This window comes from Mycolicibacterium houstonense (genome assembly GCF_900078665.2).
Lineage (GTDB): Bacteria > Actinomycetota > Actinomycetes > Mycobacteriales > Mycobacteriaceae > Mycobacterium > Mycobacterium houstonense.
Window position 1 is genome coordinate 690778 of sequence record NZ_LT546207.1, and the last position, 23330, is coordinate 714107.

Annotated in this window: 22 protein-coding genes and 3 pseudogenes; 17 read left to right on the plus strand and 8 right to left on the minus strand. The window is 66.6% G+C overall.

Features of this window, described 5'->3' with window-relative positions; all coding sequences use genetic code 11:
• The 3 genes and pseudogenes from BN4332_RS03610 to mptB form a co-directional block, all read right to left on the minus strand.
• A pseudogene (locus tag BN4332_RS03610) lies at positions 1-347 on the minus strand (multidrug ABC transporter permease); the annotation flags it as partial.
• A complete protein-coding gene (locus BN4332_RS03615) occupies positions 344-1294 on the minus strand; it encodes an ABC transporter ATP-binding protein (protein ID WP_235654006.1) in 951 nt (316 codons plus the stop codon). The pseudogene BN4332_RS03610 and the gene BN4332_RS03615, both read right to left, overlap by 4 nt.
• The gene (gene mptB, locus BN4332_RS03620) at positions 1291-2967 is read right to left on the minus strand and encodes a polyprenol phosphomannose-dependent alpha 1,6 mannosyltransferase MptB (protein ID WP_066897219.1); all 1677 of its coding nucleotides are present in this window, start codon (positions 2965-2967) and stop codon (positions 1291-1293) included. Before mptB ends, BN4332_RS03615 begins: the two co-directional genes overlap by 4 nt.
• A 116-nt stretch (positions 2968-3083) precedes the next feature.
• Here mptB and BN4332_RS03625 point away from each other — a divergent pair, with 116 nt between their 5' ends.
• The 9 genes from BN4332_RS03625 to BN4332_RS03665 all read left to right on the plus strand — a co-directional run bounded on the left by BN4332_RS03625 (position 3084) and on the right by BN4332_RS03665 (position 10737).
• On the plus strand, positions 3084-3908 hold the full coding sequence (locus BN4332_RS03625; RefSeq protein ID WP_096866821.1) for a helix-turn-helix transcriptional regulator: 825 nt from the start codon (positions 3084-3086) through the stop codon (positions 3906-3908).
• Positions 3905-5335, plus strand: coding sequence for a Fe-S cluster assembly protein SufB (sufB, locus tag BN4332_RS03630; protein WP_066897220.1), 1431 nt, complete (start codon positions 3905-3907; stop codon positions 5333-5335). The genes BN4332_RS03625 and sufB overlap by 4 nt, the downstream gene beginning before the upstream one ends.
• Positions 5336-6547, plus strand: a complete 1212-nt coding sequence (gene sufD, locus BN4332_RS03635) for a Fe-S cluster assembly protein SufD (protein ID WP_066897221.1) — start codon at positions 5336-5338, stop codon at positions 6545-6547.
• On the plus strand, positions 6544-7317 hold the full coding sequence (gene sufC / locus BN4332_RS03640; RefSeq protein ID WP_066897222.1) for a Fe-S cluster assembly ATPase SufC: 774 nt from the start codon (positions 6544-6546) through the stop codon (positions 7315-7317). The genes sufD and sufC overlap by 4 nt, the downstream gene beginning before the upstream one ends.
• 1 nt (position 7318) lies before the next feature.
• On the plus strand, positions 7319-8566 hold the full coding sequence (locus BN4332_RS03645; protein ID WP_066897223.1) for a cysteine desulfurase: 1248 nt from the start codon (positions 7319-7321) through the stop codon (positions 8564-8566).
• Positions 8563-9051 carry a Fe-S cluster assembly sulfur transfer protein SufU gene (gene sufU / locus BN4332_RS03650; RefSeq protein ID WP_066897224.1) on the plus strand — a complete coding sequence of 163 codons (489 nt, stop codon included), beginning with the start codon at positions 8563-8565 and terminating at the stop codon, positions 9049-9051. Before BN4332_RS03645 ends, sufU begins: the two co-directional genes overlap by 4 nt.
• Positions 9048-9389, plus strand: a complete 342-nt coding sequence (locus tag BN4332_RS03655; protein ID WP_065147353.1) for a metal-sulfur cluster assembly factor — start codon at positions 9048-9050, stop codon at positions 9387-9389. Before sufU ends, BN4332_RS03655 begins: the two co-directional genes overlap by 4 nt.
• Before the next feature lie 28 nt (positions 9390-9417).
• A complete protein-coding gene (locus BN4332_RS03660; protein WP_066897225.1) occupies positions 9418-9945 on the plus strand; it encodes a hypothetical protein in 528 nt (175 codons plus the stop codon).
• 93 nt (positions 9946-10038) lie between these two features.
• Positions 10039-10737, plus strand: a complete 699-nt coding sequence (locus tag BN4332_RS03665; RefSeq protein WP_066897226.1) for a DUF8548 family protein — start codon at positions 10039-10041, stop codon at positions 10735-10737.
• Here the strand turns inward: BN4332_RS03665 and BN4332_RS03670 are convergent.
• Both BN4332_RS03670 and BN4332_RS03675 read right to left on the minus strand, forming a co-directional pair.
• Complete coding sequence (locus BN4332_RS03670; RefSeq protein WP_066897227.1) at positions 10710-12098, minus strand: hypothetical protein; 1389 nt, start codon at positions 12096-12098, stop codon at positions 10710-10712. The genes BN4332_RS03665 and BN4332_RS03670 overlap by 28 nt on opposite strands.
• Complete coding sequence (locus BN4332_RS03675; RefSeq protein ID WP_066897228.1) at positions 12095-12682, minus strand: TetR/AcrR family transcriptional regulator; 588 nt, start codon at positions 12680-12682, stop codon at positions 12095-12097. The genes BN4332_RS03670 and BN4332_RS03675 overlap by 4 nt, the downstream gene beginning before the upstream one ends.
• 111 nt (positions 12683-12793) lie before the next feature.
• On the opposite strand from BN4332_RS03675, the gene BN4332_RS03680 reads away from it, so the two are divergent.
• Genes BN4332_RS03680 through BN4332_RS03690 form a run of 3 tightly spaced genes read left to right on the plus strand, consistent with a single transcriptional unit; the run spans position 12794 to position 15151 of the window.
• A complete protein-coding gene (locus BN4332_RS03680; protein ID WP_084459158.1) occupies positions 12794-13891 on the plus strand; it encodes an oxidoreductase in 1098 nt (365 codons plus the stop codon).
• Positions 13892-13936: 45 nt separating this feature from the next.
• The gene (gene trxA, locus BN4332_RS03685; protein WP_066897230.1) at positions 13937-14302 is read left to right on the plus strand and encodes a thioredoxin; all 366 of its coding nucleotides are present in this window, start codon (positions 13937-13939) and stop codon (positions 14300-14302) included.
• An 18-nt stretch (positions 14303-14320) separates the two neighbouring features.
• Positions 14321-15151: an enoyl-CoA hydratase gene (locus BN4332_RS03690; RefSeq protein WP_066897231.1), complete on the plus strand. Its 831-nt coding sequence runs from the start codon at positions 14321-14323 to the stop codon at positions 15149-15151.
• Positions 15152-15400: 249 nt separating this feature from the next.
• Here BN4332_RS03690 and BN4332_RS34070 read toward each other — a convergent pair.
• Positions 15401-15568, minus strand: a pseudogene (locus BN4332_RS34070) (TetR family transcriptional regulator); the annotation flags it as partial.
• A gap of 176 nt (positions 15569-15744) precedes the next feature.
• Here BN4332_RS34070 and BN4332_RS34075 point away from each other — a divergent pair.
• The 4 genes and pseudogenes from BN4332_RS34075 to BN4332_RS03715 all read left to right on the plus strand — a co-directional run.
• Positions 15745-15843, plus strand: a pseudogene (locus BN4332_RS34075) (thiol reductase thioredoxin); the annotation flags it as partial.
• An 18-nt stretch (positions 15844-15861) separates the two neighbouring features.
• Positions 15862-16692, plus strand: coding sequence for an enoyl-CoA hydratase (locus BN4332_RS03705; RefSeq protein ID WP_066897231.1), 831 nt, complete (start codon positions 15862-15864; stop codon positions 16690-16692).
• A gap of 95 nt (positions 16693-16787) precedes the next feature.
• On the plus strand, positions 16788-18416 hold the full coding sequence (locus BN4332_RS03710) for an ABC-F family ATP-binding cassette domain-containing protein (protein ID WP_066897232.1): 1629 nt from the start codon (positions 16788-16790) through the stop codon (positions 18414-18416).
• Positions 18417-18545: 129 nt separating this feature from the next.
• Positions 18546-18740, plus strand: coding sequence for a helix-turn-helix domain-containing protein (locus tag BN4332_RS03715; RefSeq protein WP_066897248.1), 195 nt, complete (start codon positions 18546-18548; stop codon positions 18738-18740).
• Between the two features lie 29 nt (positions 18741-18769).
• Here the strand turns inward: BN4332_RS03715 and BN4332_RS03720 are convergent, their stop codons facing one another.
• Both BN4332_RS03720 and BN4332_RS03725 read right to left on the minus strand, forming a co-directional pair.
• Positions 18770-19348, minus strand: coding sequence for a TetR/AcrR family transcriptional regulator (locus BN4332_RS03720; RefSeq protein WP_066897233.1), 579 nt, complete (start codon positions 19346-19348; stop codon positions 18770-18772).
• Between the two features lie 67 nt (positions 19349-19415).
• A complete protein-coding gene (locus BN4332_RS03725) occupies positions 19416-22244 on the minus strand; it encodes an aconitate hydratase (RefSeq protein ID WP_066897234.1) in 2829 nt (942 codons plus the stop codon).
• 286 nt (positions 22245-22530) lie between these two features.
• Between BN4332_RS03725 and BN4332_RS03730 the strand changes: the two genes are divergently transcribed.
• Positions 22531-23115, plus strand: coding sequence for an Rv1476 family membrane protein (locus tag BN4332_RS03730; RefSeq protein ID WP_066897235.1), 585 nt, complete (start codon positions 22531-22533; stop codon positions 23113-23115).
• Positions 23116-23330 lie beyond the last annotated feature (215 nt).

Here is a 23330-nt window from a genome sequence, read left to right on the forward strand (position 1 = left end):
CCCCACACCGGCAGCGCGGTGGCGCCGAGCCGTTTCAGCGCCCCGTACCGGCGGTCGAAGGCCACCGCGATGGCCTGCCCGGTGAACGCCGTGGAGATGACGGCCAGCGCCATGATGGCCGGGGTGAAGGTTGCCGCCCGATTGTCACCGAACGAGCCCAAGGGCAGCAGCGTCATCCCGACCAGCAGCGTGATCGGGATGAACATCGTCAACAGCAACTGTTCGCCGTTGCGCAGCAGCAACTTCAGTTCGAGCCCGAACTGGGCGGCCAGCATGGCCGGCACCTTGGCCGGGCGCGGATCCGGCGCGAAGGTACCGGGGGCGAATCGATTGGCGGCGCTCGTCATGACCGCAGCTCCCGTCCTGTCAGGTCGAGGAAGACGTCTTCGAGGCTGCGCTGCTCCACCCGCATGTCGGTGGCCAGCACATTGACCCGGGCACACCACGCCGTCACGGTGGCCAGCACCTGCGGATCGATGTTTCCCTCGACCAGGTACTCGCCGGGTGCGGTCTCGGTGGCCTTGTAGTTCTCCGGCAGTGCGTCGGTCAGCAGGGACAGGTCGAGCTTGCGCGGCGCGCTGAAACGCAACTGGTTCTCGGCGCCGCTGCGGGTCAGCTCGGCCGGTGTCCCGGTGGCCACGGCCACGCCGTGATCGATGATCACGATCCGGTCGGCGAGTTCCTCGGCCTCGGCGAGGTGGTGGGTGGTCAGCACGACCGTCACACCGTCGCGGCGCAGCGCATCGATCAACTCCCACACCACGATTCGGGCGTGCGCGTCCATTCCGGCGGTCGGCTCGTCGAGGAACACCAGTTCGGGCCGGCCCACCACGGCGCAGGCCAGCGCCAGACGTTGCTGCTGACCGCCCGACAGTCGCCGGTAGGTGGTGCGGGCGGATTCGGTGAGGCCGAGGGTGTCCATCAACCAGGCCGGATCGAGGGGATCGGCGGCATAGGACGCGACCAGGTTGAGCATCTCGCCGGCCCGGGCCGCGGGGTATCCGCCGCCACCCTGCAGCATCACGCCGATGCGCTCACGCAGCTGGGCGTTGTCCGCGACGGGGTCGAGCCCGAGGATCTCGACGCTGCCGCCGTCCGGGCGGATGAAGCCCTCACACATCTCGACGGTCGTGGTCTTGCCCGCGCCGTTGGGGCCGAGCAGGGCCAGCACCTCGGCGCGCTGCACCTCGAGATCCAGTTCGGACACCGCCGTCGTCGATCCGTAGCGCTTGCTCACGCCGCGGAGCAGCACTGGTAGGGCCGAGGAGCCGGCAGCTTCAGAACGCGAGGTCACGGGGATTCAGCGTAGGCGTCGGGGGATTGTGATCGTGTCGGCGGTGGGTCAGTTTCCCGCTGGGGTGACGGACGCCACGGCAATCGGCGCCAGGTCAGCGCGATGAGGATCAGCACGATCACCGTGCTGGCCAGCGTCGCCATCACGATCTGGAACAAGGTGAACCGGTCGCCGTTGGCGGTGGGGCCGAAGATGCCGACGACCAGCGTGATCGCGATCGCCGAACCGCGGAATCCGGGCCGGGTCGCCCACGCGGCCAACGGGATCACCGCCCACAGCAGGTACCACGGCTGCACCACGGGGAACAGCAGGATCGTGCCGCCCAGCGCGACGCCGAGGCCGCCGACCGGGTGCAAGCGGCCCCGCAGCACGGCCAGCAGTAGCCAGCTGACCAGGATCGCGATCAGGAAGACGCCGATGGCGCGGGTCAGGGCGAGCACCGCGGTGGTGTGATCACCCAGCCCGAGCAGGATCCCGACCTGCCCGGTGCCCAGCGCCAGCAGTGTCGGTGGCGACATCCAGCTGCGCACCACGTTGGCGGTGCCCAGGGTGGACAGCCAGCCGAAGCCCAGCCCGCTGGCCCACCCGATCAGGGCCATCACCGCGAGCGAGACCGCGCCGAGCGGCACGCTCGCGACGAAGAACGCCTTGACGGTCCCGCCCAGCCGCCAGGCCAGTGCCATCGCGACGAATCCGAGCGCCAGCAGGGATGGGAGCTTGACCTGCGAGGACAGCGTGATCAGCACGGTGCCGAGCAGCAGCATCGCCGCCGGGTACCAGTGCTGCCAGTCCTCGCGGGTGTGTGGCCAGGCCAGCGGCCGCGGGAGGAGCGGGGCGGTGGCGTCGATGCCGCGCAACGCGAATTCGGTGCCGGCCAGCATCAGGCCGAGCATCAGCGCCTCGTTGTGGATGCCGGCCACCAGATGCATGAACAGCAGTGGGTTGCACGCACCCAGCCACAGTGCGCTGACCTCGGCGACGCCGCAGCGCCGCGCCAGCCGGGGAGTCGCCCACACGATGAGCCCGACGCCGAGCAGTACCACGATGCGGTGGCACAGCACCGCGGCGACGATGTTCTCCCCGGTCAGCGCCGAGATGCTCTCGCCGATCCAGAGGAACAGCGGTCCGTACGGGGCCGGAGTCTCGCGCCACAGGCTGGGCACGGACAACGTGAACACGTGATCGAGGCCGAGGCCGGTGGCCGGCCCGACCTGATACGGGTTGAGGCCGATGTAGCCGATCTCACTCTGGGCCAGATAGGAGTAGACGTCCTTGCTGTACATCGGCGGCGCGATCAGCAGCGGGATGGCCCACAGCAGCAATGTGCGGTCCAGCTGGCTGCGCGACATGCGGCGCGGGCCGAGCGCGAAGCGGCCGAGCATGAGCCAGGCCAGCGCCATCATCACCGCGCCGGTGGTGGTCATGGTCAGCGACACCGTCTGGATACGCGAGGGCAGATTGAGGAGCCGGACCCCGAAGGTCGGATCCTGCACGACGGGGCGGGCGCCGGCGCCGAGGGCACCGATCGCCATCAGCACCGTTCCGGTGGCCCCGAACAGCCGGGTCCGGCGTAGGGCGACGACCTCGGCGGGGTTCAGCGGGGACCCGACCGTCCGTTCGTCGCCGTGCCACCGGGCGATCGATGAGCTGAAGGACGACAGGCGGCTTGCCATCAGGGCAGCGTAACCGTCGGCGGGCGCGACCTTCGCCAGGCAAGGGTGGCCCAGGTCACGTAAGGCTGCCCTTGCTAGAACCCGGCGCGGAATTCCGTCACAATGGTGTTGTGAAAATGCGTCGGACGACCGCGGGCTCTGTGTCGAGCCCTGCTTCGGCCGGCGTGCCGAAGCCGGTCGGCGACGTCGTGCCGGTGTCCGACGGGCACACCCGCCGCGCGATCATTCACCTGCTCCTCGAGGGTCCCATCACGGCAGGCCAGATCGGCGAGCGGCTCGGAATCTCGGCCGCGGGTGTCCGTCGACACCTCGATGCGCTGATCGATGCCGGCGATGCGCAGGCCAGCGCCGCCGCGGCGTGGCAGCACAACGGCCGGGGCCGTCCGGCCAAACGCTACCGGTTGACCTCCGCGGGCCGGGCCAAGCTCGGCCACACCTATGACGACCTCGCGGTCGCCGCGATCCGGCAGTTGCGGGAGATCGGCGGCAAGGAGGCCGTACGCACCTTCGCCCGGCGCCGGATGGACACCATCCTGGCCGGGGTCACCGAGGGGTCCGGCGGGGTGGCCGAGACTGCCGACCGGGTGGCCGACGCGTTGACCCGGGCCGGTTACGCGACCACCACCACGCCGGTGGACGGGCCGATTCACGGGGTGCAGATCTGTCAGCACCACTGTCCGGTGTCGCACGTGGCCGAGGAATTCCCGGAGCTGTGCGAGACCGAGAGCGAGGCGTTCGCCGAGATCCTCGGTACCCATGTGCAGCGCCTGGCCACCATCGCCAATGGTGACTGTGCCTGCACCACCCACGTACCGCTCGACGTCGACGACGTGAAGAACAAATCGAACACAGACACCGAATCCAAGGTTCGGGGCACAGCCCGCACCCGGACGACCACGGTGACAAGCCAAACAGCGAGCAAACAAGGAGCGGCGACATGACCATCACGCCCGAAACGCCATTGACCCAGGAAGAGACCATCGCGTCACTGGGCAAATACGGCTACGGCTGGTCGGACTCCGACGTCGCTGGCGCAAGCGCGCAGCGCGGCCTGTCCGAAGCCGTCGTGCGTGACATCTCGGCCAAGAAGAACGAGCCGGAATGGATGCTGGAGACCCGGCTGAAGGCGCTGCGCACCTTCGACAAGAAGCCGATGCCGAACTGGGGTTCCAACCTCGAGGGCATCGACTTCGACAACATCAAGTACTTCGTGCGCTCCACCGAGAAGCAGGCCGCTTCCTGGGAGGAACTGCCCGAGGACATCCGTAACACCTATGACCGACTCGGCATCCCGGAAGCCGAGAAGCAGCGCCTGGTCGCGGGTGTGGCCGCGCAGTACGAGTCCGAGGTGGTCTACCACCAGATCCGCGAAGACCTTGAGGCCCAAGGCGTCATCTTCCTGGACACCGACTCCGGCCTGCGCGAGTACCCGGAAATCTTCAAGGAGCACTTCGGCACCGTGATCCCGGCCGGGGACAACAAGTTCTCGGCGCTGAACACCGCGGTGTGGTCGGGTGGTTCGTTCATCTACGTGCCGCCGGGCGTGCACGTCGACATCCCGCTGCAGGCCTACTTCCGGATCAACACCGAGAACATGGGCCAGTTCGAGCGGACGCTGATCATCGCCGACGAGGGCTCCTATGTGCACTACGTCGAGGGTTGTACCGCACCGATCTACAAGTCGGATTCGCTGCACTCGGCCGTCGTCGAGATCGTGGTCAAGCCCGGTGCGCGGGTGCGCTACACCACCATCCAGAACTGGTCGAACAACGTCTACAACCTGGTCACCAAGCGGGCCAGGGCCGAGGCAGGCGCCACCATGGAGTGGATCGACGGCAACATCGGCTCCAAGGTCACGATGAAGTACCCGGCGGTCTGGATGACCGGTGAGCACGCCAAGGGTGAGGTGCTCTCGGTGGCCTTCGCCGGCGAGGGCCAGCACCAGGACACCGGTGCCAAGATGTTGCACCTGGCTCCGCACACGTCGAGCAACATCGTGTCCAAGTCGGTGGCCCGCGGCGGCGGCCGCGCGTCCTACCGCGGCCTGGTCCAGGTCAACAAGGGTGCGCACGGTAGCAAGTCGAGCGTGAAATGCGATGCGCTGCTGGTGGATACGATCAGCCGCTCGGACACCTACCCGTACGTCGACATCCGCGAGGACGACGTCACGATGGGGCACGAGGCCACGGTGTCCAAGGTCAGCGAGGACCAGCTCTTCTACCTGATGAGCCGCGGCCTGACCGAGGACGAGGCGATGGCAATGGTGGTGCGCGGCTTCGTCGAGCCCATCGCCAAGGAACTGCCGATGGAGTACGCGCTCGAGCTGAACCGGCTGATCGAGCTGCAGATGGAAGGCGCGGTCGGTTAAGTGGCATCGAATCTGACGGAAGCGGCCGAAACGGCTGCCGCCAACTCCGGCTCGACATTGGCTGCCGCCAACAAGGGCGAGCTGTTCGCGTCCTTCGACGTCAACGCCTTCGAGGTACCCGGCGGTCGCGACGAACTGTGGCGGTTCACCCCGCTCAAGCGGCTGCGCGGCCTGCACGACGGCTCGGCCGTCGCCAGCGGTAGCGCGGGCATCACCGTGACCGAGCGTCCCGGCGTGACCGTGGAGACCGTCGGCCGCGACGACCAGCGGCTCGGCGAGGGTGGTACGCCCACCGATCGGGTTGCCGCCCAGGCGTTCTCGTCGTTCGAGACTGCGACGGTGGTGACGGTCGGGCGGGACACCGAGGTGGCCGAACCGATCGAGATCGTCATCGACGGTCCCGGCGCCGACACCGTGGGCTACGGCCACCTGCAGATCCGGCTGGAGGAACTGTCCCGGGCGATCGTCGTGGTGGACCTGCGCGGCAGCGGAACCTACGCCGACAACGTCGAGATCATCGTGGGTGATTCGGCCGGCCTCGGCTTGATTTGGATCGCCGACTGGGCCGACGACATGGTGCACGTCAGCGCGCATCACGCCAAACTCGGCAAGGACGCGGTGCTCGGACACGTCAACGTCACCCTCGGTGGCGACGTGGTGCGCACCTCGGCCACCGTCCGATTCACCGGGCCCGGCGGCGACGCCAAGATGCTCGGCACGTACTTCGCCGACGACGGCCAGTTCTTCGAGTCGCGGCTGCTCGTCGACCATTCGCAGCCGCACTGCAAGTCGGACGTGTTGTACAAGGGTGCGCTGCAGGGTGATCCGGCTTCCAAGAAGCCCGATGCGCACACCGTGTGGATCGGCGACGTGCTGATCCGGGCCGAGGCCACCGGCACCGACACCTTCGAGGTGAACCGCAACCTGGTGCTGACCGACGGCGCCCGCGCCGACTCGGTGCCCAACCTGGAAATCGAGACCGGCGAGATCGTCGGCGCCGGGCACGCCAGTGCCACCGGACGTTTCGACGACGAGCAGTTGTTCTATCTGCGTGCTCGCGGCATCCCCGAGGATCAGGCCCGACGCCTCGTCGTGCGCGGATTCTTCAACGAGATCATCGCCAAGATCGCTGTCCCCGAGGTGCGCGAGCGTCTGACCGCCGCCATCGAAAAAGAACTTGCCATCACCGAATCGAAAGCATCGCACTCATGACCACTCTGGAAATCAAGGACCTGCACGTCTCGGTCAACGCCGCCGAAGGCGCTGAGAACACCGAGATCCCGATCCTCAAGGGTGTCGACCTCACCGTGAAGTCGGGGGAGACCCACGCGGTGATGGGCCCCAACGGCTCGGGAAAGTCGACGCTGTCCTACGCGATCGCCGGTCACCCGAAGTACACCGTGACCTCCGGGTCGATCACCCTCGACGGACAGGACGTCCTCGAGATGAGCATCGACGAGCGGGCGCGGGCCGGCCTCTTCCTGGCGATGCAGTACCCGGTCGAGGTGCCCGGCGTGTCGATGTCGAACTTCCTGCGCACGGCCGCCACCGCGGTGCGCGGCGAGGCGCCGAAACTGCGCCACTGGGTCAAGGAAGTCAAGGCTGCGATGGACGAGCTGGACATCGATCCGGCGTTCGGTGAGCGCAGCGTCAACGAGGGCTTCTCGGGCGGCGAGAAGAAGCGCCACGAGATCCTGCAGCTCGGTCTGCTCAAGCCCAAGATCGCGATCCTCGACGAGACCGACTCGGGTCTGGACGTCGACGCATTGCGCATCGTGAGCGAGGGCGTCAACCGCTACGCCGAGGCCGAGCACGGCGGCATCCTGCTGATCACCCACTACACCCGCATCCTGCGCTACATCCGTCCGCAGTTCGTGCATGTGTTCGTCGGTGGACGCATCGTGGAGTCGGGGGGTCCGGAACTCGCCGACGAGCTCGAAGAGAACGGATACGTGCGCTTCACCCAAGCCGTCGGAGCCTGATATGACAGCTTCGGCGCAGACGGTGGACTTGGCCAGGATCAGAGCTGATTTCCCGATTCTGAGCCGGGTGATGCGCGGCGGAAAGCAGTTGGCCTACCTGGATTCCGGGGCGACGTCGCAGAAGCCGCTGCAGGTGCTCGACGCCGAACGGGAGTTCCTCACCACCTCCAACGGTGCGGTGCATCGTGGTGCGCACCAGCTGATGGAAGAGGCCACCGACGCCTACGAGCAGGGACGTGCCGACATCGCATCGTTCGTCGGTGCCGAGCCGGACGAGCTGGTGTTCACCAAGAACGCCACCGAATCGCTCAATCTCGTCGCATACGTGCTGGGGGACAAGCGGTTCGAGCACGCCGTCGGTCCGGGTGACGTCATCGTCACCACCGAACTCGAACACCATGCGAATCTGATTCCGTGGCAGGAGTTGGCCCAGCGCACGGGTGCGACGCTGCGTTGGTACGGCGTCACCGAAGACGGCCGCATCGACCTGGATTCGTTGCAACTCGATGAGCGGGTGAAAGTGGTGGCGTTCAGCCATCATTCGAATGTCACCGGCGCCATCGCCCCGGTCGCCGAACTGGTGTCGCGCGCCAAGGCCGTCGGTGCCATCACCGTGCTGGACGCCTGCCAGTCGGTGCCGCACCAGCCGGTCGATTTCCATGCCCTCGACATCGATTTCGCTGCGTTCTCCGGTCACAAGATGCTCGGCCCCACCGGCATCGGTGTGCTCTACGGGCGTGCGAACCTGCTGAACGCGATGCCACCGTTCATCACCGGCGGTTCCATGATCGAGACCGTCACCATGGAGCAGACCACCTATGCGCCTGCGCCGCAGCGGTTCGAGGCCGGCACCCCGATGACCTCGCAGGTGGTCGGATTGGCCGCAGCCGCACGCTATCTGCGTGACATCGGGATGGATGCGGTGGAGGCGCACGAGGCCGAACTGGTCGCGGCCGCGCTCGACGGGCTGGCCTCGGTGCCGGGCGTACGCATCATCGGGCCGCAATCGATCGAACATCGCGGATCACCGGTCAGCTTCGTGGTCGACGGGATCCACGCCCACGATGTCGGGCAGGTGCTCGATGACGAGGGGGTGGCAGTGCGGGTCGGGCACCATTGCGCGTGGCCCCTGCACCGTCGATTCGGTATCGCTGCCACCGCACGGGCGTCGTTCGCGGTGTACAACACGCTCGACGAGGTGGACCGCCTGGTGGCCGGCATCAAGCGGGCCGTGGAGTTCTTCTCGTGAGATTGGAACAGATGTACCAGGAAGTGATCCTGGACCATTACAAGCATCCGCACCACCGCGGGCTGCGGGAGCCGTTCGCGGCCGAGGTGCATCACGTCAATCCGACCTGTGGCGACGAAGTGACGCTGCGGGTCGCGCTGTCCGGCGACGGCGAGACCGTCGACGACATCTCGTATGACGGGCAGGGCTGTTCGATCAGCCAGGCCGCCACGTCGGTGCTGACCGATCAGGTGATCGGTCAGAGCGTCGGCGATGCCCTCAAGACGGTCGAGGCCTTCACCGAGATGATTTCCTCGCGCGGCAATGTCGAGGGGGACGAAGATGTACTCGGGGACGGCATCGCGTTCGCGGGTGTCGCCAAGTATCCGGCCCGGGTGAAGTGCGCGTTGCTGGGCTGGATGGCATTCAAGGCCGCTCTGGCGGAGGCCAGGCCATTGGACGAAGCGTTGGCGAAGGCCAGCGACGATGTGGAGGAACAGCGATGAGCGAGACCGCTTCCGACGAACTGCTCGCCGACGTCGAGGAGGCCATGCGCGACGTGGTGGACCCCGAGCTGGGCATCAACGTCGTCGATCTCGGCCTGGTTTACGGACTCAACGTCGAAGAGGGCGACGAGGGCCCCGTCGCGCTGATCGACATGACGCTGACCTCGGCGGCCTGCCCGCTGACGGACGTGATCGAAGACCAGTCGCGTACCGCGCTGGTGGGCGCGGGCCTGGTCAACGAGATCAAGATCAACTGGGTGTGGAACCCGCCGTGGGGCCCGGACAAGATCACTGACGACGGACGCGAGCAGCTGCGCGCACTCGGTTTCACTGTCTAGACACCGGTAGGCGCCGCACAATGACCGGGTGATCACGGTCCCGGCGTTCGTCTGGCGCGGCGGCTTCTGGGGCCGGGCGCTGATCATCGGCGCCGGCGTGGGCTCGATTCTGGGTGCCCTCGCCTGGCTGGATTCGGGTTTCTGGATCTCGGCGGTGCTGGTCCTGGTGATCGTCGGCACGTTCTACGGCGTCTGGATGGCCCGGCGGATGACCCGGTACTGGTCGACGGCGCGGCAGCTGACCGGTGCCGACCGGGTGGCTGTCGTGCGCGCCGCACGCGCCGGCGATCGGATCGGGGATCCGCGCCTGCTGGACGCCGCCCGCGATTACTGCCGCGGGGTGCATGAGGCCGCGGAATCAGCTCGCCCGTTTCGCTGGCTGCTGCCCCTGGTGCTCATCGTCGCCGCGGCAAGTGCGTTGTACGACGCCGTCTTCGGATCGGTCGGAAACGCCGTCGTGTCCGTCATCTATCTGGGCGCCCTGGCGATGGAACTGTTCTGGTGGCCGAAGCGGCAGGCCCGGCTGCTGGCCAATGTCCGACAGGCCTGTGGATAACCACGCCGCGGCGCGCATTCCTGTCGGCCTACCTCGCTAGCTTCCACCTCATCGGGACCGGTTGGACGTCCCGAACAGTCGGAAGGAATTGCGATGCATTCGGACGTCGAAAAGTTGCACGCGGCGTGTGTCCGCGACCTCGGTGATCACCGGCGCTGGTTCAGCCCGCGCGGATACCCGGATTCGTTGGCGCTGTGCGTGATCGATTCGATCTACTCGACCGGGGCGCGGTATGCCACCGTGGAGAAGATCACCGCGCGATACCGCGACTACCGGGCCGGCCAGGGTGCCGATGCCGACCAGGATGGTGCCGCCGAGCTGCTGCGGACCATTGTCGAGTTGAACGGGCCCGAGGAGTGGGCCGAGCGGATCGGGAACCGTCGGCCCACCTCGACCGCGGCCAACGCCCCGCTGAAATCGGTGGCCGTCGCCCAGGTTGCGAAGGCACTCGTCGGCATCGGTATCTGCTCGGCCGACGATCTGAGGTCAGCGGTGCGAGATGATGCCCGCCGTGCCGCCGCCAGAACGGCCTGGTGTGACGCGCCGGGCCAAAAGTCAGGCGTCACCTGGGATTACGCGTTGAAGCTCGCCCAGATCCCCGGAACGAGAGCCGGTCGCGTGGTCGCGGCGTACGTTGCCCGGGAGATCGGGCCGGTCAGCGCCGAGGACGCGGGCGAGGTGCTGGGTGGCGTGGCCCAAACCGCCGGCTGGAACGCTCTCGCGCTCGACCACGCGATCTGGAGGTTCGAATCCGGATATCCCTATCAGCGAGATCTTGCGGCCTCGGCCTGACATTCGATCACCCGGACCTCGTAGGGTTCGAGGTCCACCGTGTCGTTCGGCTGCACGACGGCGGTGACGGATGTCCCGGTCTTGTTGATGATCATCAGCTTTCGTCTGCCATCCGTGGTGACGAAGCCCTGCGCGTGGATCCGGCAGTCCGGCTGGCCGGGCAGGCCGCTCGTGGTCGCGACGAGGGTGTCACCCGGGCCGAAGTTGCGCAGCAGCAGCTCGAGGGCGTGGTAGCGGGCGTTCGGTTCACCGGTTTCCCAGTCGATCAGCGTGGTTCCAGGGATCATGCCGGGGTAGTCCATGAACTCGGCGATACCGACGAGATCGATCCCGAGCGGGAGCAATTGCGCCCAAAGGTAGGACTGCAGAGCCGCGCTCAACGCCCAGTACTCATCGGGAATGTCCGGCTCGGGGTTCATCACGTCGGCGGGAAAGGAGCCCACCTCATTGATGAACGTCAAGGTCTCCGGAGCGAGCCTGCGCCGGATCGAGTCGATGAGGCGCACCTGGTCGATGAAACCATCGGCTTGGGCGAAATAGATGTCGCGCCAATGGCTTTGCGGTGGGTTCGCCTCGGCTGAGAACGGGTCCACCACCTCGGAGTGAGCGTAGAAGTGGAACGACATGGCGTCCGGTGCGGCATGGTCGTGGTGGTTGGCCGGGTCCAGGAAGGTCCAGAAGTACTCGGGATCGTGGTGCCTGTGCGTGAGCGACAGTCCGACGAACTTCATCTCGGGGTCCAATGGCTGTAGGCGCCGCACCACGGCGTCGTAGAGGGCCGTGTAAGTCTTCGGTGGCATTCCGCGGAGGTCGGGTTCGCACAACACCTCCCAGTACGCGAACCGGTAGCGATGCCCGGATTCGTGCCACCGGCCCAGTTCGTCGGTGAACCCTCCGGCGATGTACCAGCTCGCGAGTCGGTGGAAGTAGTCGGCCACCTCGGTGAATGTGGGGTCGCGTAGTTCGGTACCCCGCTCGTAATCCCAGACGATCGTATTCGGGTCGTCGGGCACGTCGACCGGCTCCGTGAACATCCAGGCCGGAATCGTCGCGAAGTTCGCGACCACGGGCCGGCCTTGGGCCGCTGCCATGAAATCCGCCACGAAGGGGTCGAGAAGCCGGAATTCCCAATATGTTTCGTTGTCCTTCGGCGGATGCAGCTCCGGTACCGACAAGTGAGGGTGTGAGAACCAGGGCAGGAACCTGACCAGGTCGGCGCCGAGATCGCGCAATGCGGCGAAGGCGCGGTCGTGGATGGGGGAGTCACGGCGCAGCGGCGGGGCCGTCCACAGGTGTGTGGTCAGGGTGGTGCGTGAGGTCGCGATCCCGGCTGACCAGTCGACATTTACCGGAATCGTCATGAACGCCCCGTTTCGGCGCGGATTCCCAGTGCAGGCAGGATGGCCTGGTCCACGATCGCCGTGCGGGTCTCCGCGTCGGGAATCTCTCCGGTGTCGATCTGGTGCTTGATCACCAGTGCCTCCCCGATGTCGCAGCTGATCGGGGTCACGTACCGTGCCTCGATCTCGCCGCGTGCTGCGTAATGCTCGATGACGGTCTGGGTGAAGCGCCGACCGTTGGCGTCGAAAACCCGGCGGTACAGCGCATCGACCAACTCGGGGCGGCGGCGCCGTTCGCCGAGGATCGCGGCCACGGCCGGGGCGGTCGGCCCGGTCAGCCAGGTGGCCAGCTGATCCAGCGAGCGCAGGAGATCGCCGCGCAGATTCCCGCCCTCGACCGTGGGGACTTCGGTTGGGTACGCCTCGGCCAAGGCGTCGAGCAACAACTCCTCGACCGTCGCCCAGTGCCGGTAGATCGATGTCTTGGCGGCGGACGCGCGGCGCGCCACACCTTCGACCGTCAATCCGCCGAGCCCGGTGTCCGCGACCTCGGCGAGCACGGCGGCCCGGCAAGCGGACTTCAGATCCTCGAGTGGTCGCCGCATGGGACCCAACATAGATACGTTTACGTAGCTACGCAAGCGTATCTAGTAGACGAAAAGGCTCACCATGATCTGAATGGAATCCAGCCCGCGGTACCGCGGTTGGATACCGAGGTGAGCGATCTCCGTCAGACCTTGTTCAGTCCGTTGACCATCGGCTCGCTTCAGCTCGAAAACCGCTTCGCGATGGCGCCCATGACGCGCCGCGCATCGCCGGGCGGAGTGCCGGGGCCGGACGTTGCGGCCTATTACGCGCGGCGGGCCGCCGGCGGCGTCGGGCTGATCATCACCGAGGGCGTACGGCTGGCCGACCCGGTCGCGGGCTGGCCGTTCAGCATTCCGACCCTGTCCGGTGCCGAGGCCCTTGCCGGCTGGCGAGCCGTCACGGAGGCGGTTCATGCCCACGGCACGGCCATCGCCGCGCAACTGTGGCATCAGGGCGCCGAGCGTGACGAATCCGACGGGCTCGTTCCGGTCAGTCCATCCGGGATCGACAGCGCCGGTACCGCCAAAGGCCGGGCCCTGCGGTCCGAGGAATTGGCCGGTATCGCCGAGGGATATGGCGAGGCCGCCCGCAACGCCAAGGCGGCTGGATTCGACGCCGTCGAGCTGCACGGCGCGCACGGCTACCTGCTCGATGAATTCCTTTGGGAGAAAACCAATCAGCGCACCGACGCATACGGTGGCTCGGTGGCGGCCAGGTCGCGATTCCCTGCCGAAGTGGTCCAGGCGGTGCGAGCCGCCGTCGGCCCGGACTTCCCGGTGATCTTCCGGTTCTCGCAATGGAAGGCCAAGGCCTACGGTGCGCAACTGGCCGCGTCCCCGGCCGAACTCGAAGCGGTATTGCGGCCACTGGTCGACGCGGGTGTCGACGTCCTGCACCCGTCGACCCGGCGGCATTACCAACCCGCGTTCGCCGATTCGCCGCTCAGTCTGGCGGGCTGGACCAAGAAGGTGAGCGGGCTACCGGTGATCAGTGTCGGTTCGGTCGGTCTGGCAACCGAGTTCAAGCCGGGACGGATCGACGGCGAGCTCATCACACCCGCCCCCGTCGACCGGCTGCTGGAGCAGTACCAGGCCGGTGAATTCGACATCGTCGCCGTCGGCCGGGCGCTGCTGGCCGATCCGGGCTGGGTGAACCGACTGCGCGACGAGACCCTGGACGGTTTCAGCGGCTACCACGCCGAAACCGCGCTGGCCAGTTTGCGTTGAACATAGGCTGGGAACAGGCTGAATCAACCCGACGTTAGGAAAAGTGTGAGTACGCAGGACATCACCGCAGACCAGTTCAACGAGATCGTCAACGGTAACGAGATCGTGCTGGTGGATTTCTGGGCGTCGTGGTGCGGGCCGTGTCGTGCGTTCGCGCCGACGTTCAAGGCCGCATCGGAGAAGCATCCCGACGTCGTCTTCGCCAAGGTGGACACCGAGGCAGAGCAGGACCTCGCCGCGGCCGCCGACATCCGGTCGATTCCGACGCTGATGGCGTTCAAGAAGGGCAAACTGGTCTTCAACCAGGCCGGGGCGCTGCCACCGGCGGCCCTGGAGGATCTGGTGCAGAAGGTCAAGGAGTTCGACATCGACGCGGCCATGAAGGAACAGGGCGACGCCGAACAGGTGTGATCGCGGGCACGCGATAGCGTGCTGTCCGTGACTGCGCAGAACGAATTCGTACTGGTCGACCGCCCGCGGCCGGATGTCGCCCTGGTGACCCTCAACCGGCCCGAGCGGATGAACTCGATGGCGTTCGACGTCATGGTTCCGCTCAAGGCGGTGCTGGAGGAACTCCGTTACGACAACAGCGTGCGGGTGGTGGTGCTGACCGGCGCGGGCCGGGGCTTCTCATCCGGGGCCGACCACAAGTCGGCAGGCTCTGTTCCGCACGTGGCCGGGCTCACCAGGCCGACGTATGCGCTGCGGTCGATGGAGATCCTCGACGATGTGATTCTCGCCCTACGGCGACTGCACCAGCCGGTCATCGCCGCCGTCAATGGCGCGGCCATCGGTGGCGGTCTGTGCTTGGCCCTGGCCTGTGACGTTCGGGTCGCCGCCGCCGGCGCGTACTTCCGCGCGGCCGGGATCAACAACGGACTTACCGCCAGTGAGCTGGGCTTGTCCTATCTGCTGCCGCGGGCCATCGGCTCGTCGCGAGCCTTCGAGATCATGCTGACCGGCCGCGACGTCGACGCGCAGGAGGCCGAACGCATCGGCCTGGTGTCTGGCGTGGTGGCCGAAGAGTCGCTCCTGGACACCTGCTACGCCTTGGCCGACCGCATGGCGGCGTTCTCCCGGCCGGGAATCGAGTTGACCAAGCGCACACTTTGGAGTGGACTGGACGCCGCTAGCCTGGAGGGGCACATGCAGGCCGAAGGCCTGGGACAACTCTTCGTGCGCCTGCTCACCGCAAACTTCGAGGAAGCGGTTGCCGCGCGCGCCGAGAAGCGCAGCCCCGTTTTTACCGACGAGCGCTAGCGCGAGGAGCCGACCGGCACCGACGAGCGCTAGCGCGAGGAGCCGACCGGCACCACGAGAAGTAGTAACACCGAGACACCGAGGANGGCGCCGTTCGCCGAGGATCGCGGCCACGGCCGGGGCGGTCGGCCCGGTCAGCCAGGTGGCCAGCTGATCCAGCGAGCGCAGGAGATCGCCGCGCAGATTCCCGCCCTCGACCGTGGGGACTTCGGTTGGGTACGCCTCGGCCAAGGCGTCGAGCAACAACTCCTCGACCGTCGCCCAGTGCCGGTAGATCGATGTCTTGGCGGCGGACGCGCGGCGCGCCACACCTTCGACCGTCAATCCGCCGAGCCCGGTGTCCGCGACCTCGGCGAGCACGGCGGCCCGGCAAGCGGACTTCAGATCCTCGAGTGGTCGCCGCATGGGACCCAACATAGATACGTTTACGTAGCTACGCAAGCGTATCTAGTAGACGAAAAGGCTCACCATGATCTGAATGGAATCCAGCCCGCGGTACCGCGGTTGGATACCGAGGTGAGCGATCTCCGTCAGACCTTGTTCAGTCCGTTGACCATCGGCTCGCTTCAGCTCGAAAACCGCTTCGCGATGNGGCGCTGCCACCGGCGGCCCTGGAGGATCTGGTGCAGAAGGTCAAGGAGTTCGACATCGACGCGGCCATGAAGGAACAGGGCGACGCCGAACAGGTGTGATCGCGGGCACGCGATAGCGTGCTGTCCGTGACTGCGCAGAACGAATTCGTACTGGTCGACCGCCCGCGGCCGGATGTCGCCCTGGTGACCCTCAACCGGCCCGAGCGGATGAACTCGATGGCGTTCGACGTCATGGTTCCGCTCAAGGCGGTGCTGGAGGAACTCCGTTACGACAACAGCGTGCGGGTGGTGGTGCTGACCGGCGCGGGCCGGGGCTTCTCATCCGGGGCCGACCACAAGTCGGCAGGCTCTGTTCCGCACGTGGCCGGGCTCACCAGGCCGACGTATGCGCTGCGGTCGATGGAGATCCTCGACGATGTGATTCTCGCCCTACGGCGACTGCACCAGCCGGTCATCGCCGCCGTCAATGGCGCGGCCATCGGTGGCGGTCTGTGCTTGGCCCTGGCCTGTGACGTTCGGGTCGCCGCCGCCGGCGCGTACTTCCGCGCGGCCGGGATCAACAACGGACTTACCGCCAGTGAGCTGGGCTTGTCCTATCTGCTGCCGCGGGCCATCGGCTCGTCGCGAGCCTTCGAGATCATGCTGACCGGCCGCGACGTCGACGCGCAGGAGGCCGAACGCATCGGCCTGGTGTCTGGCGTGGTGGCCGAAGAGTCGCTCCTGGACACCTGCTACGCCTTGGCCGACCGCATGGCGGCGTTCTCCCGGCCGGGAATCGAGTTGACCAAGCGCACACTTTGGAGTGGACTGGACGCCGCTAGCCTGGAGGGGCACATGCAGGCCGAAGGCCTGGGACAACTCTTCGTGCGCCTGCTCACCGCAAACTTCGAGGAAGCGGTTGCCGCGCGCGCCGAGAAGCGCAGCCCCGTTTTTACCGACGAGCGCTAGCGCGAGGAGCCGACCGGCACCGACGAGCGCTAGCGCGAGGAGCCGACCGGCACCACGAGAAGTAGTAACACCGAGACACCGAGGAGGACCGCAGCGTGATCACCGCTACGGACCTGGAGGTCCGCGCCGGCGCGCGCACGCTGCTGTCCATCGATGGCTCCGCGCTGCGGGTGCAGCCCGGCGACCGCATCGGGCTGGTCGGGCGCAACGGCGCAGGCAAGACCACCACGATGCGGATCTTGGCCGGCGAAGGCGAACCCTACGCAGGCACCATCACGCGGACGGGGGAGATCGGGTATCTGCCGCAGGATCCCCGCGAAGGCGATCTCGATGTGCTGGCCCGCGACCGCGTGCTGTCCGCCCGCGGACTCGACACGTTGCTGGCCGACCTGGAGAAGCAGCAGGCGTTGATGGCCGAGGTGGCCGACGACGCCGCTCGCGACAAGGCCGTGCGCCGTTACGGGCAGTTGGAAGAGCGGTTCTCCGCTCTCGGCGGGTACGCCGCCGAGAGCGAGGCCGGACGCATCTGTGCCAGCCTCGGTCTGCCCGAACGGGTCCTGACCCAGCCGCTGCGGACCCTGTCCGGCGGTCAGCGCCGCCGGGTGGAACTGGCGCGCATCCTCTTCGCCGCCTCCGAGACCGGATCAGGCTCGGCCACAACGCTGCTGCTCGACGAGCCCACCAACCACCTGGATGCCGACTCGATCGGCTGGCTGCGGGACTTCCTGCACAACCACACCGGCGGTCTCGTCGTCATCAGCCACGATGTCGACCTGCTCGCCGAGGTCGTCAACCGGGTGTGGTTCCTCGACGCGGTCCGCGGTGAGGCCGATGTCTACAACATGGGCTGGCAGAAGTACCTGGATGCCCGCGCCACCGACGAACAGCGTCGCCGCCGCGAACGTGCCAACGCCGAGAAGAAGGCGGGCGCATTGCGGGCCCAGGCCGCCAAGATGGGCGCCAAGGCCACCAAAGCTGTTGCGGCACAGAATATGTTGCGACGGGCCGAACGGATGATCGCCGAGCTCGACGCCGAGCGGGTGGCCGACAAGGTGGCCCGCATCAAGTTCCCCACCCCGGCACCGTGCGGAAAGACCCCACTGGTGGCCAAGGGGTTGACGAAAACGTACGGATCCCTGGAGATCTTCACCGGGGTGGATCTGGCCATCGACCGCGGCTCGCGGGTGGTTGTGCTCGGCCTCAACGGTGCGGGCAAGACCACCTTGCTGCGGCTGCTGGCGGGTGCCGAGACCGCCGACGCCGGAACCCTCGAACCCGGGCATGGCTGCAAGATCGGCTACTTCGCCCAGGAGCACGACACCCTCGACAACGAGTCGACCGTCTGGGAGAACATCCGGCACGCCGCACCGGATACCGGCGAGCAGGACCTGCGTGGTCTGCTCGGGGCGTTCATGTTCACCGGACCGCAGCTCGATCAGCCTGCGGGCACGTTGTCCGGCGGTGAGAAGACCCGGTTGGCGCTGGCCGGCCTGGTTGCCTCTACGGCCAACGTGTTGTTGCTCGACGAGCCGACGAACAACCTCGATCCGGCGTCCCGTGAGCAGGTTCTCGACGCGCTGCGCAGCTATCAGGGCGCGGTCGTGCTGGTAACCCACGATCCCGGTGCGGCCGAAGCGCTGGATCCGCAGCGCGTCGTGTTGCTGCCGGACGGCACGGAGGACTTCTGGTCCGACGATTACCGGGATCTCATCGAGCTCGCCTGACCGCGAAACCTCAAGGACCGCCGCGCCTTCGGGACCGTAAATATAAGACGTTGGACAAATCGGCCCGCCGGCGTGTGGGTGGTTTCTACTGTGGGTACCCGTCGGGACATCACGAGCGTGGAGATGTCGATGAGGGATATGAAGAAGAACCGAGACGAGCTGTTGGTAGAGCTGCGTAAGGCGTATGAGGGGGGTGCCAGTATCCGCTCGTTGGTGGCTACGACCGGACGGTCTTACGGCTCGATCCACAGCTTGCTGCGTGAGTCGGGAACGACCATGCGCAGCCGGGGCGGCCCCAACCACCGCACCCGCTCCAGGGCATGACGATCACAGTCGCTGTGCGATAGGCGGATTCAGCTTCCAGGCGCGGTCTGCTGGCGCACACTGGCTTCGACCAGGTCGAGCACCGCGGTGAGATTCTTCGGGTCCTCACCCGAGGCGATGCGGGCCACCAGACCGTCGAGCACCAGGTCCAGGTAGATGTGCAGCACCGCGCTCGGCACGTCGTCACGCAGGCGCCCGGCCTGCTTCTGCCGGCGCAGGCGCTCGGTGATGGCGGCGTCCAGCTCGGCTGACCGCTCCGCCCAGCCCCGGTGAAAAGCAGGGTCATTGCGCAGTTTTCGGGCGATCTCCAGCCGGGTCGCCAGCCAGTCGAACTGCTCCGGCGCGGCCAGCATGTTGCGCATCACCTGGATCAGCCCCTCGCGGGCGGCCACGTCGGCCATCCGCTCAGCATCCTCGCGCGCCAATTCGAAGAACAAGGTGTCCTTGTCCTTGAAGTGGTGAAAGATTGCGCCGCGCGACAGCCCGATGGTTTCTTCGAGCCGCCGCACGGTCGCACTCTCATATCCGTACTGACCGAAGCAGCGCCGGGCGCCGTCAAGGATTTGACGGCGCCGGGCCGCGAGATGGTCGTCCGTCACCCGGGGCACTTCACACACACTCCTCGCGCAAGCGCTCGTCGACGTCCGGTAGCTGCTTCGGTCGTTCCGGCCAGGATTACTTCGACTTCAGCATGTTCCGCAGCACGTACTGCAGGATGCCGCCGTTGCGGTAGTAATCGGCCTCACCGGGGGTGTCGATGCGGACCACGGCATCGAACTCCACCTTGGACCCGTCCTCCTTGGTAGCGGTGACCTTGACCGTCTTCGGCGTCTTGCCCGCGTTGAGCTCCTCGATGCCGGTGATGTCGTAGGTCTCGGTGCCGTCGAGCTTGAGGCTCGCGGCCGACTCGCCCGCCGGGAACTGCAACGGGATGACGCCCATGCCGATCAGGTTCGACCGGTGGATGCGCTCGAAGGACTCGGTGATCACGGCCTTCACGCCGAGCAGCACGGTGCCCTTGGCCGCCCAGTCACGCGACGATCCCGAGCCGTACTCCTTGCCGCCCAGGACAACCAGCGGAATGCCGGCTTCCTTGTAGTTGACCGAGGCGTCGTAGATGAACGACTGCGGGCCGCCGGGCTGAGTGAAATCACGGGTGTAGCCACCGGAGACATCGTCGAGCAGCTGGTTGCGCAGCCGGATGTTGGCGAAGGTGCCGCGGATCATCACCTCGTGGTTGCCGCGACGCGACCCCAGCGAGTTGTAGTCCTTGCGCTCCACGCCGTTGGCGTCGAGGTACTGCGCCGCCGGGGTGCCCGGCTTGATCGAGCCGGCCGGGCTGATGTGGTCGGTGGTCACCGAATCGCCCAGCAGCGCAAGCACTCTGGCGCCCTTGATGTCGGTGACCGGCTCCGGCTCGGCGGGCATGCCGTCGAAGTACGGGGCCTTCCGGACATAGGTGGAGGCCTCGTCCCACTCGAAGACATTGCCCTCCGGCGTGGACAGCGAACGCCAGCGGTCGTCGCCCTTGAACACGTCGGCGTACGAGTCAGTGAACATCTCGCGGTTGATCGAGGATGCGATGGTCTCCTCGATCTCGGCGGCCGAGGGCCAAATGTCCTTCAGGAAGACGTCGTTGCCCTCGCCGTCCTGGCCGAGCGGGTCGGTCTCGAAGTCGAAGTCCATGGTGCCCGCGATGCCGTAGGCGATGACCAACGGCGGCGAGGCCAGGTAGTTCATCTTGACGTCGGGGGAGATGCGGCCCTCGAAGTTGCGGTTACCCGAGAGCACCGCGGTGACCGACAGGTCGTTGTCGTTGATGGCCTTGGAGATCTCATCCGGCAGCGGACCGGTGTTGCCGATGCACGTGGTGCAGCCGTAGCCACCGAGGAAGTAGCCCAGCTTCTCCAGGTACGGCCAGAGGCCGGCCTTGTTGTAGTAGTCGGTGACCACCTGCGAGCCCGGCGCCATGTTGGTCTTGACCCACGGCTTGGTGGTCAGGCCCTTCTCGACGGCCTTCTTGGCCAGCAGCGCGGCACCCAGCATGACCGACGGGTTCGACGTGTTGGTGCACGAGGTGATGCCGGCGACGACGACCGCGCCGTGATCGAGCACGAATTCACCGCGCTCCTCGGAGCGCACGGTGATCGGCTTGGACGGCCGGCCCTCGGCACCGTTGGCCGCCGACGGACGCACGTCCACCGCGCCGTCGTCGGCAAAGGACAGCTTGGCGGGGTCGGAGGCCGGGAACGATTCCTCGACCGCCTCGTCGAGTTGGGTGTGGGGCGTCGGGAGGTTCTCCTCGACGTAGTTGTGGATGTCCTTGCGGAACGCATTCTTGGCATCCGACAGCTCGATGCGGTCCTGCGGACGCTTCGGGCCCGAGATGGACGGCACCACCGTCGACAGGTCCAGCTCCAGGTACTCGGAGAAGACCGGCTCCTTGTCCGGGTTGTGCCACATGCCCTGCGTCTTGGCATAGGCCTCGACGAGCGCCAGCTGCTGCTCGCTGCGGCCGGTCAGGCGCAGGTAGTTGATGGTCTCTTCGTCGATCGGGAAAATCGCTGCGGTGGAACCGAATTCGGGGCTCATGTTGCCCAGGGTGGCGCGGTTGGCCAGCGGCACCTCGGCCACGCCCTTGCCGTAGAACTCGACGAACTTGCCGACCACGCCGTGCTTGCGCAGCATGTCGGTGACGGTGAGCACGACGTCGGTGGCGGTGACGCCGGGCTTGATCTCACCGGTCAGCTTGAAGCCGACGACGCGGGGGATGAGCATCGAGACGGGCTGGCCCAGCATGGCGGCCTCGGCCTCGATACCGCCGACGCCCCAGCCCAGCACGCCCAGACCGTTCTCCATCGTGGTGTGGCTGTCGGTGCCCACACAGGTGTCCGGGTAAGCCTTGCTGTCGCGGACCATGACGACGCGGGCGAGGTACTCGATGTTGACCTGGTGCACGATGCCGGTGCCCGGGGGGACGACCTTGAAGTCGTCGAACGCGCCCTGGCCCCAGCGCAGGAACTGGTAGCGCTCGGAGTTGCGCTCGTATTCGAGTTCGACGTTGCGCTCGAAGGCGCCGGCGTTGCCGAAGACGTCGAGGATGACGGAGTGGTCGATGACCATCTCGGCGGGGGAGAGCGGGTTGACCTTGTTCGGGTCGCCGCCGAGGGCGGCGACAGCCTCGCGCATGGTGGCCAGGTCGACGATGCACGGCACGCCGGTGAAGTCCTGCATCAGCACGCGGGCCGGGGTGAACTGGATCTCGACGCTCGGCTCGGCCGACGGATCCCAGTTGGCGATGGCCTCGATGTGGTCCTTGGTGATGTTGGCGCCGTCCTCGGTGCGCAACAGGTTCTCGGCCAGCACCTTCAGGCTGTACGGGAGCTTCTCGGTACCGGGTACCGCGTCGAGGCGGTAGATCTCGTAGCTCTGGTCCCCGACAGTCAGTGTGTCGCGGGCACCAAATGAGTTAAGGGACGAATTTTCCGTATTCTCGCTGCTCACATCAACTCCCGGCTAGATCTCACCGCGACGGGCTGTGTCGGCGGCGTTCCGATGTTAACAGTACGCTTGTCCTGCAATGCCCAGCGGGCCGGGGTCCAGTCTTCTTGGTCACGCGCGCGTTGTCAGCCTGTCCGGCTGATCCGCCAGATCGCGCACGCCATCGAGCGTCACACCGGAGTGGCGCACGCCCGTGATCGTCACTCCGGCGTGACGATCGGCGGTCGAAGCGGTGACGATTCCCGTGTCGCTTCGCGGGCGCGGATGAGCGCGGCGTACCGTGCCTGACGTGACCGGACCGCATGTCATCCCGTTCCTGCCGGCTTATATCCCGGTCGAGGTGTGCGACACCGTCGGGATCGATCCGGCGCAACCAGACGGGGTGGCCAAGTGCATGGCGGCCGTGCAGGCCGACGTTCTCGACGACGGCATCAGCGCCCCCGACGCCGATGTCGCCGAGCTGCGCCAGGTGGTCAGCGATGCCCGCCAGGATGGCGTGGACCTGAAGATCGTGGTGCTGCCGCGCAACCCCGGCATCGATACGCCGCTGCGCGACATCGCCACCGAGGTGGGGCAGGCCAACCCGGGCTCGACCGTGCTGGCGCTGAGCCCGTCGTTCGCCGGTACTTACAGCCCGACAATCGATCGGGTGACTTTGGAAGCCGGTCAGGATGTCGCGAAGACGGGTAATGCGGTGCTGTCGGCGAAGAATTTCGTCGGCGAGATTTCGACCCCGGATTTTCCCTGGACCGCGCTCGCGATCACGCTGACTCTCGGGGTGGCCGCGGCGGCCGCGCTGACTCGCGTTCTGCAGGTCCGTAGCAAACAATTGCCCGGGTCAGAGCCGTCGGACGCCCCTGCGGCAAAGGTCTGAAAAACCCGTCGAACATTAGTTCGCAGTGTCGCCCAATATCACTAATTGGTCACACTATTCGCAATTACATTCTTGTAATTCGTGACTAAAGTTTCTTTGGCTTCAGATGTGACGTACGGTGCAATCGGTACCCATTGTTGCAGTTGTGCTTCATGTGACTTCTGTGCGAAGGCCCGGAGCAAACGCCGGCACGCCGTCGCTGAGCCATAGGAGAC

Coding starts and splice junctions, on each gene's coding strand:
- BN4332_RS03675 (WP_066897228.1), bottom strand. CDS start 12,682: ATGCGGCGACCACTCGAGGATCTGAAGTCCGCTTGCCGGGCCGCCGTG.
- sufB (WP_066897220.1), top strand. CDS start 3,905: ATGACCATCACGCCCGAAACGCCATTGACCCAGGAAGAGACCATCGCG.
- BN4332_RS03670 (WP_066897227.1), bottom strand. CDS start 12,098: ATGACGATTCCGGTAAATGTCGACTGGTCAGCCGGGATCGCGACCTCA.
- sufC (WP_066897222.1), top strand. CDS start 6,544: ATGACCACTCTGGAAATCAAGGACCTGCACGTCTCGGTCAACGCCGCC.
- BN4332_RS03645 (WP_066897223.1), top strand. CDS start 7,319: ATGACAGCTTCGGCGCAGACGGTGGACTTGGCCAGGATCAGAGCTGAT.
- BN4332_RS03665 (WP_066897226.1), top strand. CDS start 10,039: ATGCATTCGGACGTCGAAAAGTTGCACGCGGCGTGTGTCCGCGACCTC.
- BN4332_RS03655 (WP_065147353.1), top strand. CDS start 9,048: ATGAGCGAGACCGCTTCCGACGAACTGCTCGCCGACGTCGAGGAGGCC.
- mptB (WP_066897219.1), bottom strand. CDS start 2,967: ATGGCAAGCCGCCTGTCGTCCTTCAGCTCATCGATCGCCCGGTGGCAC.
- BN4332_RS03625 (WP_096866821.1), top strand. CDS start 3,084: ATGCGTCGGACGACCGCGGGCTCTGTGTCGAGCCCTGCTTCGGCCGGC.
- BN4332_RS03715 (WP_066897248.1), top strand. CDS start 18,546: ATGAGGGATATGAAGAAGAACCGAGACGAGCTGTTGGTAGAGCTGCGT.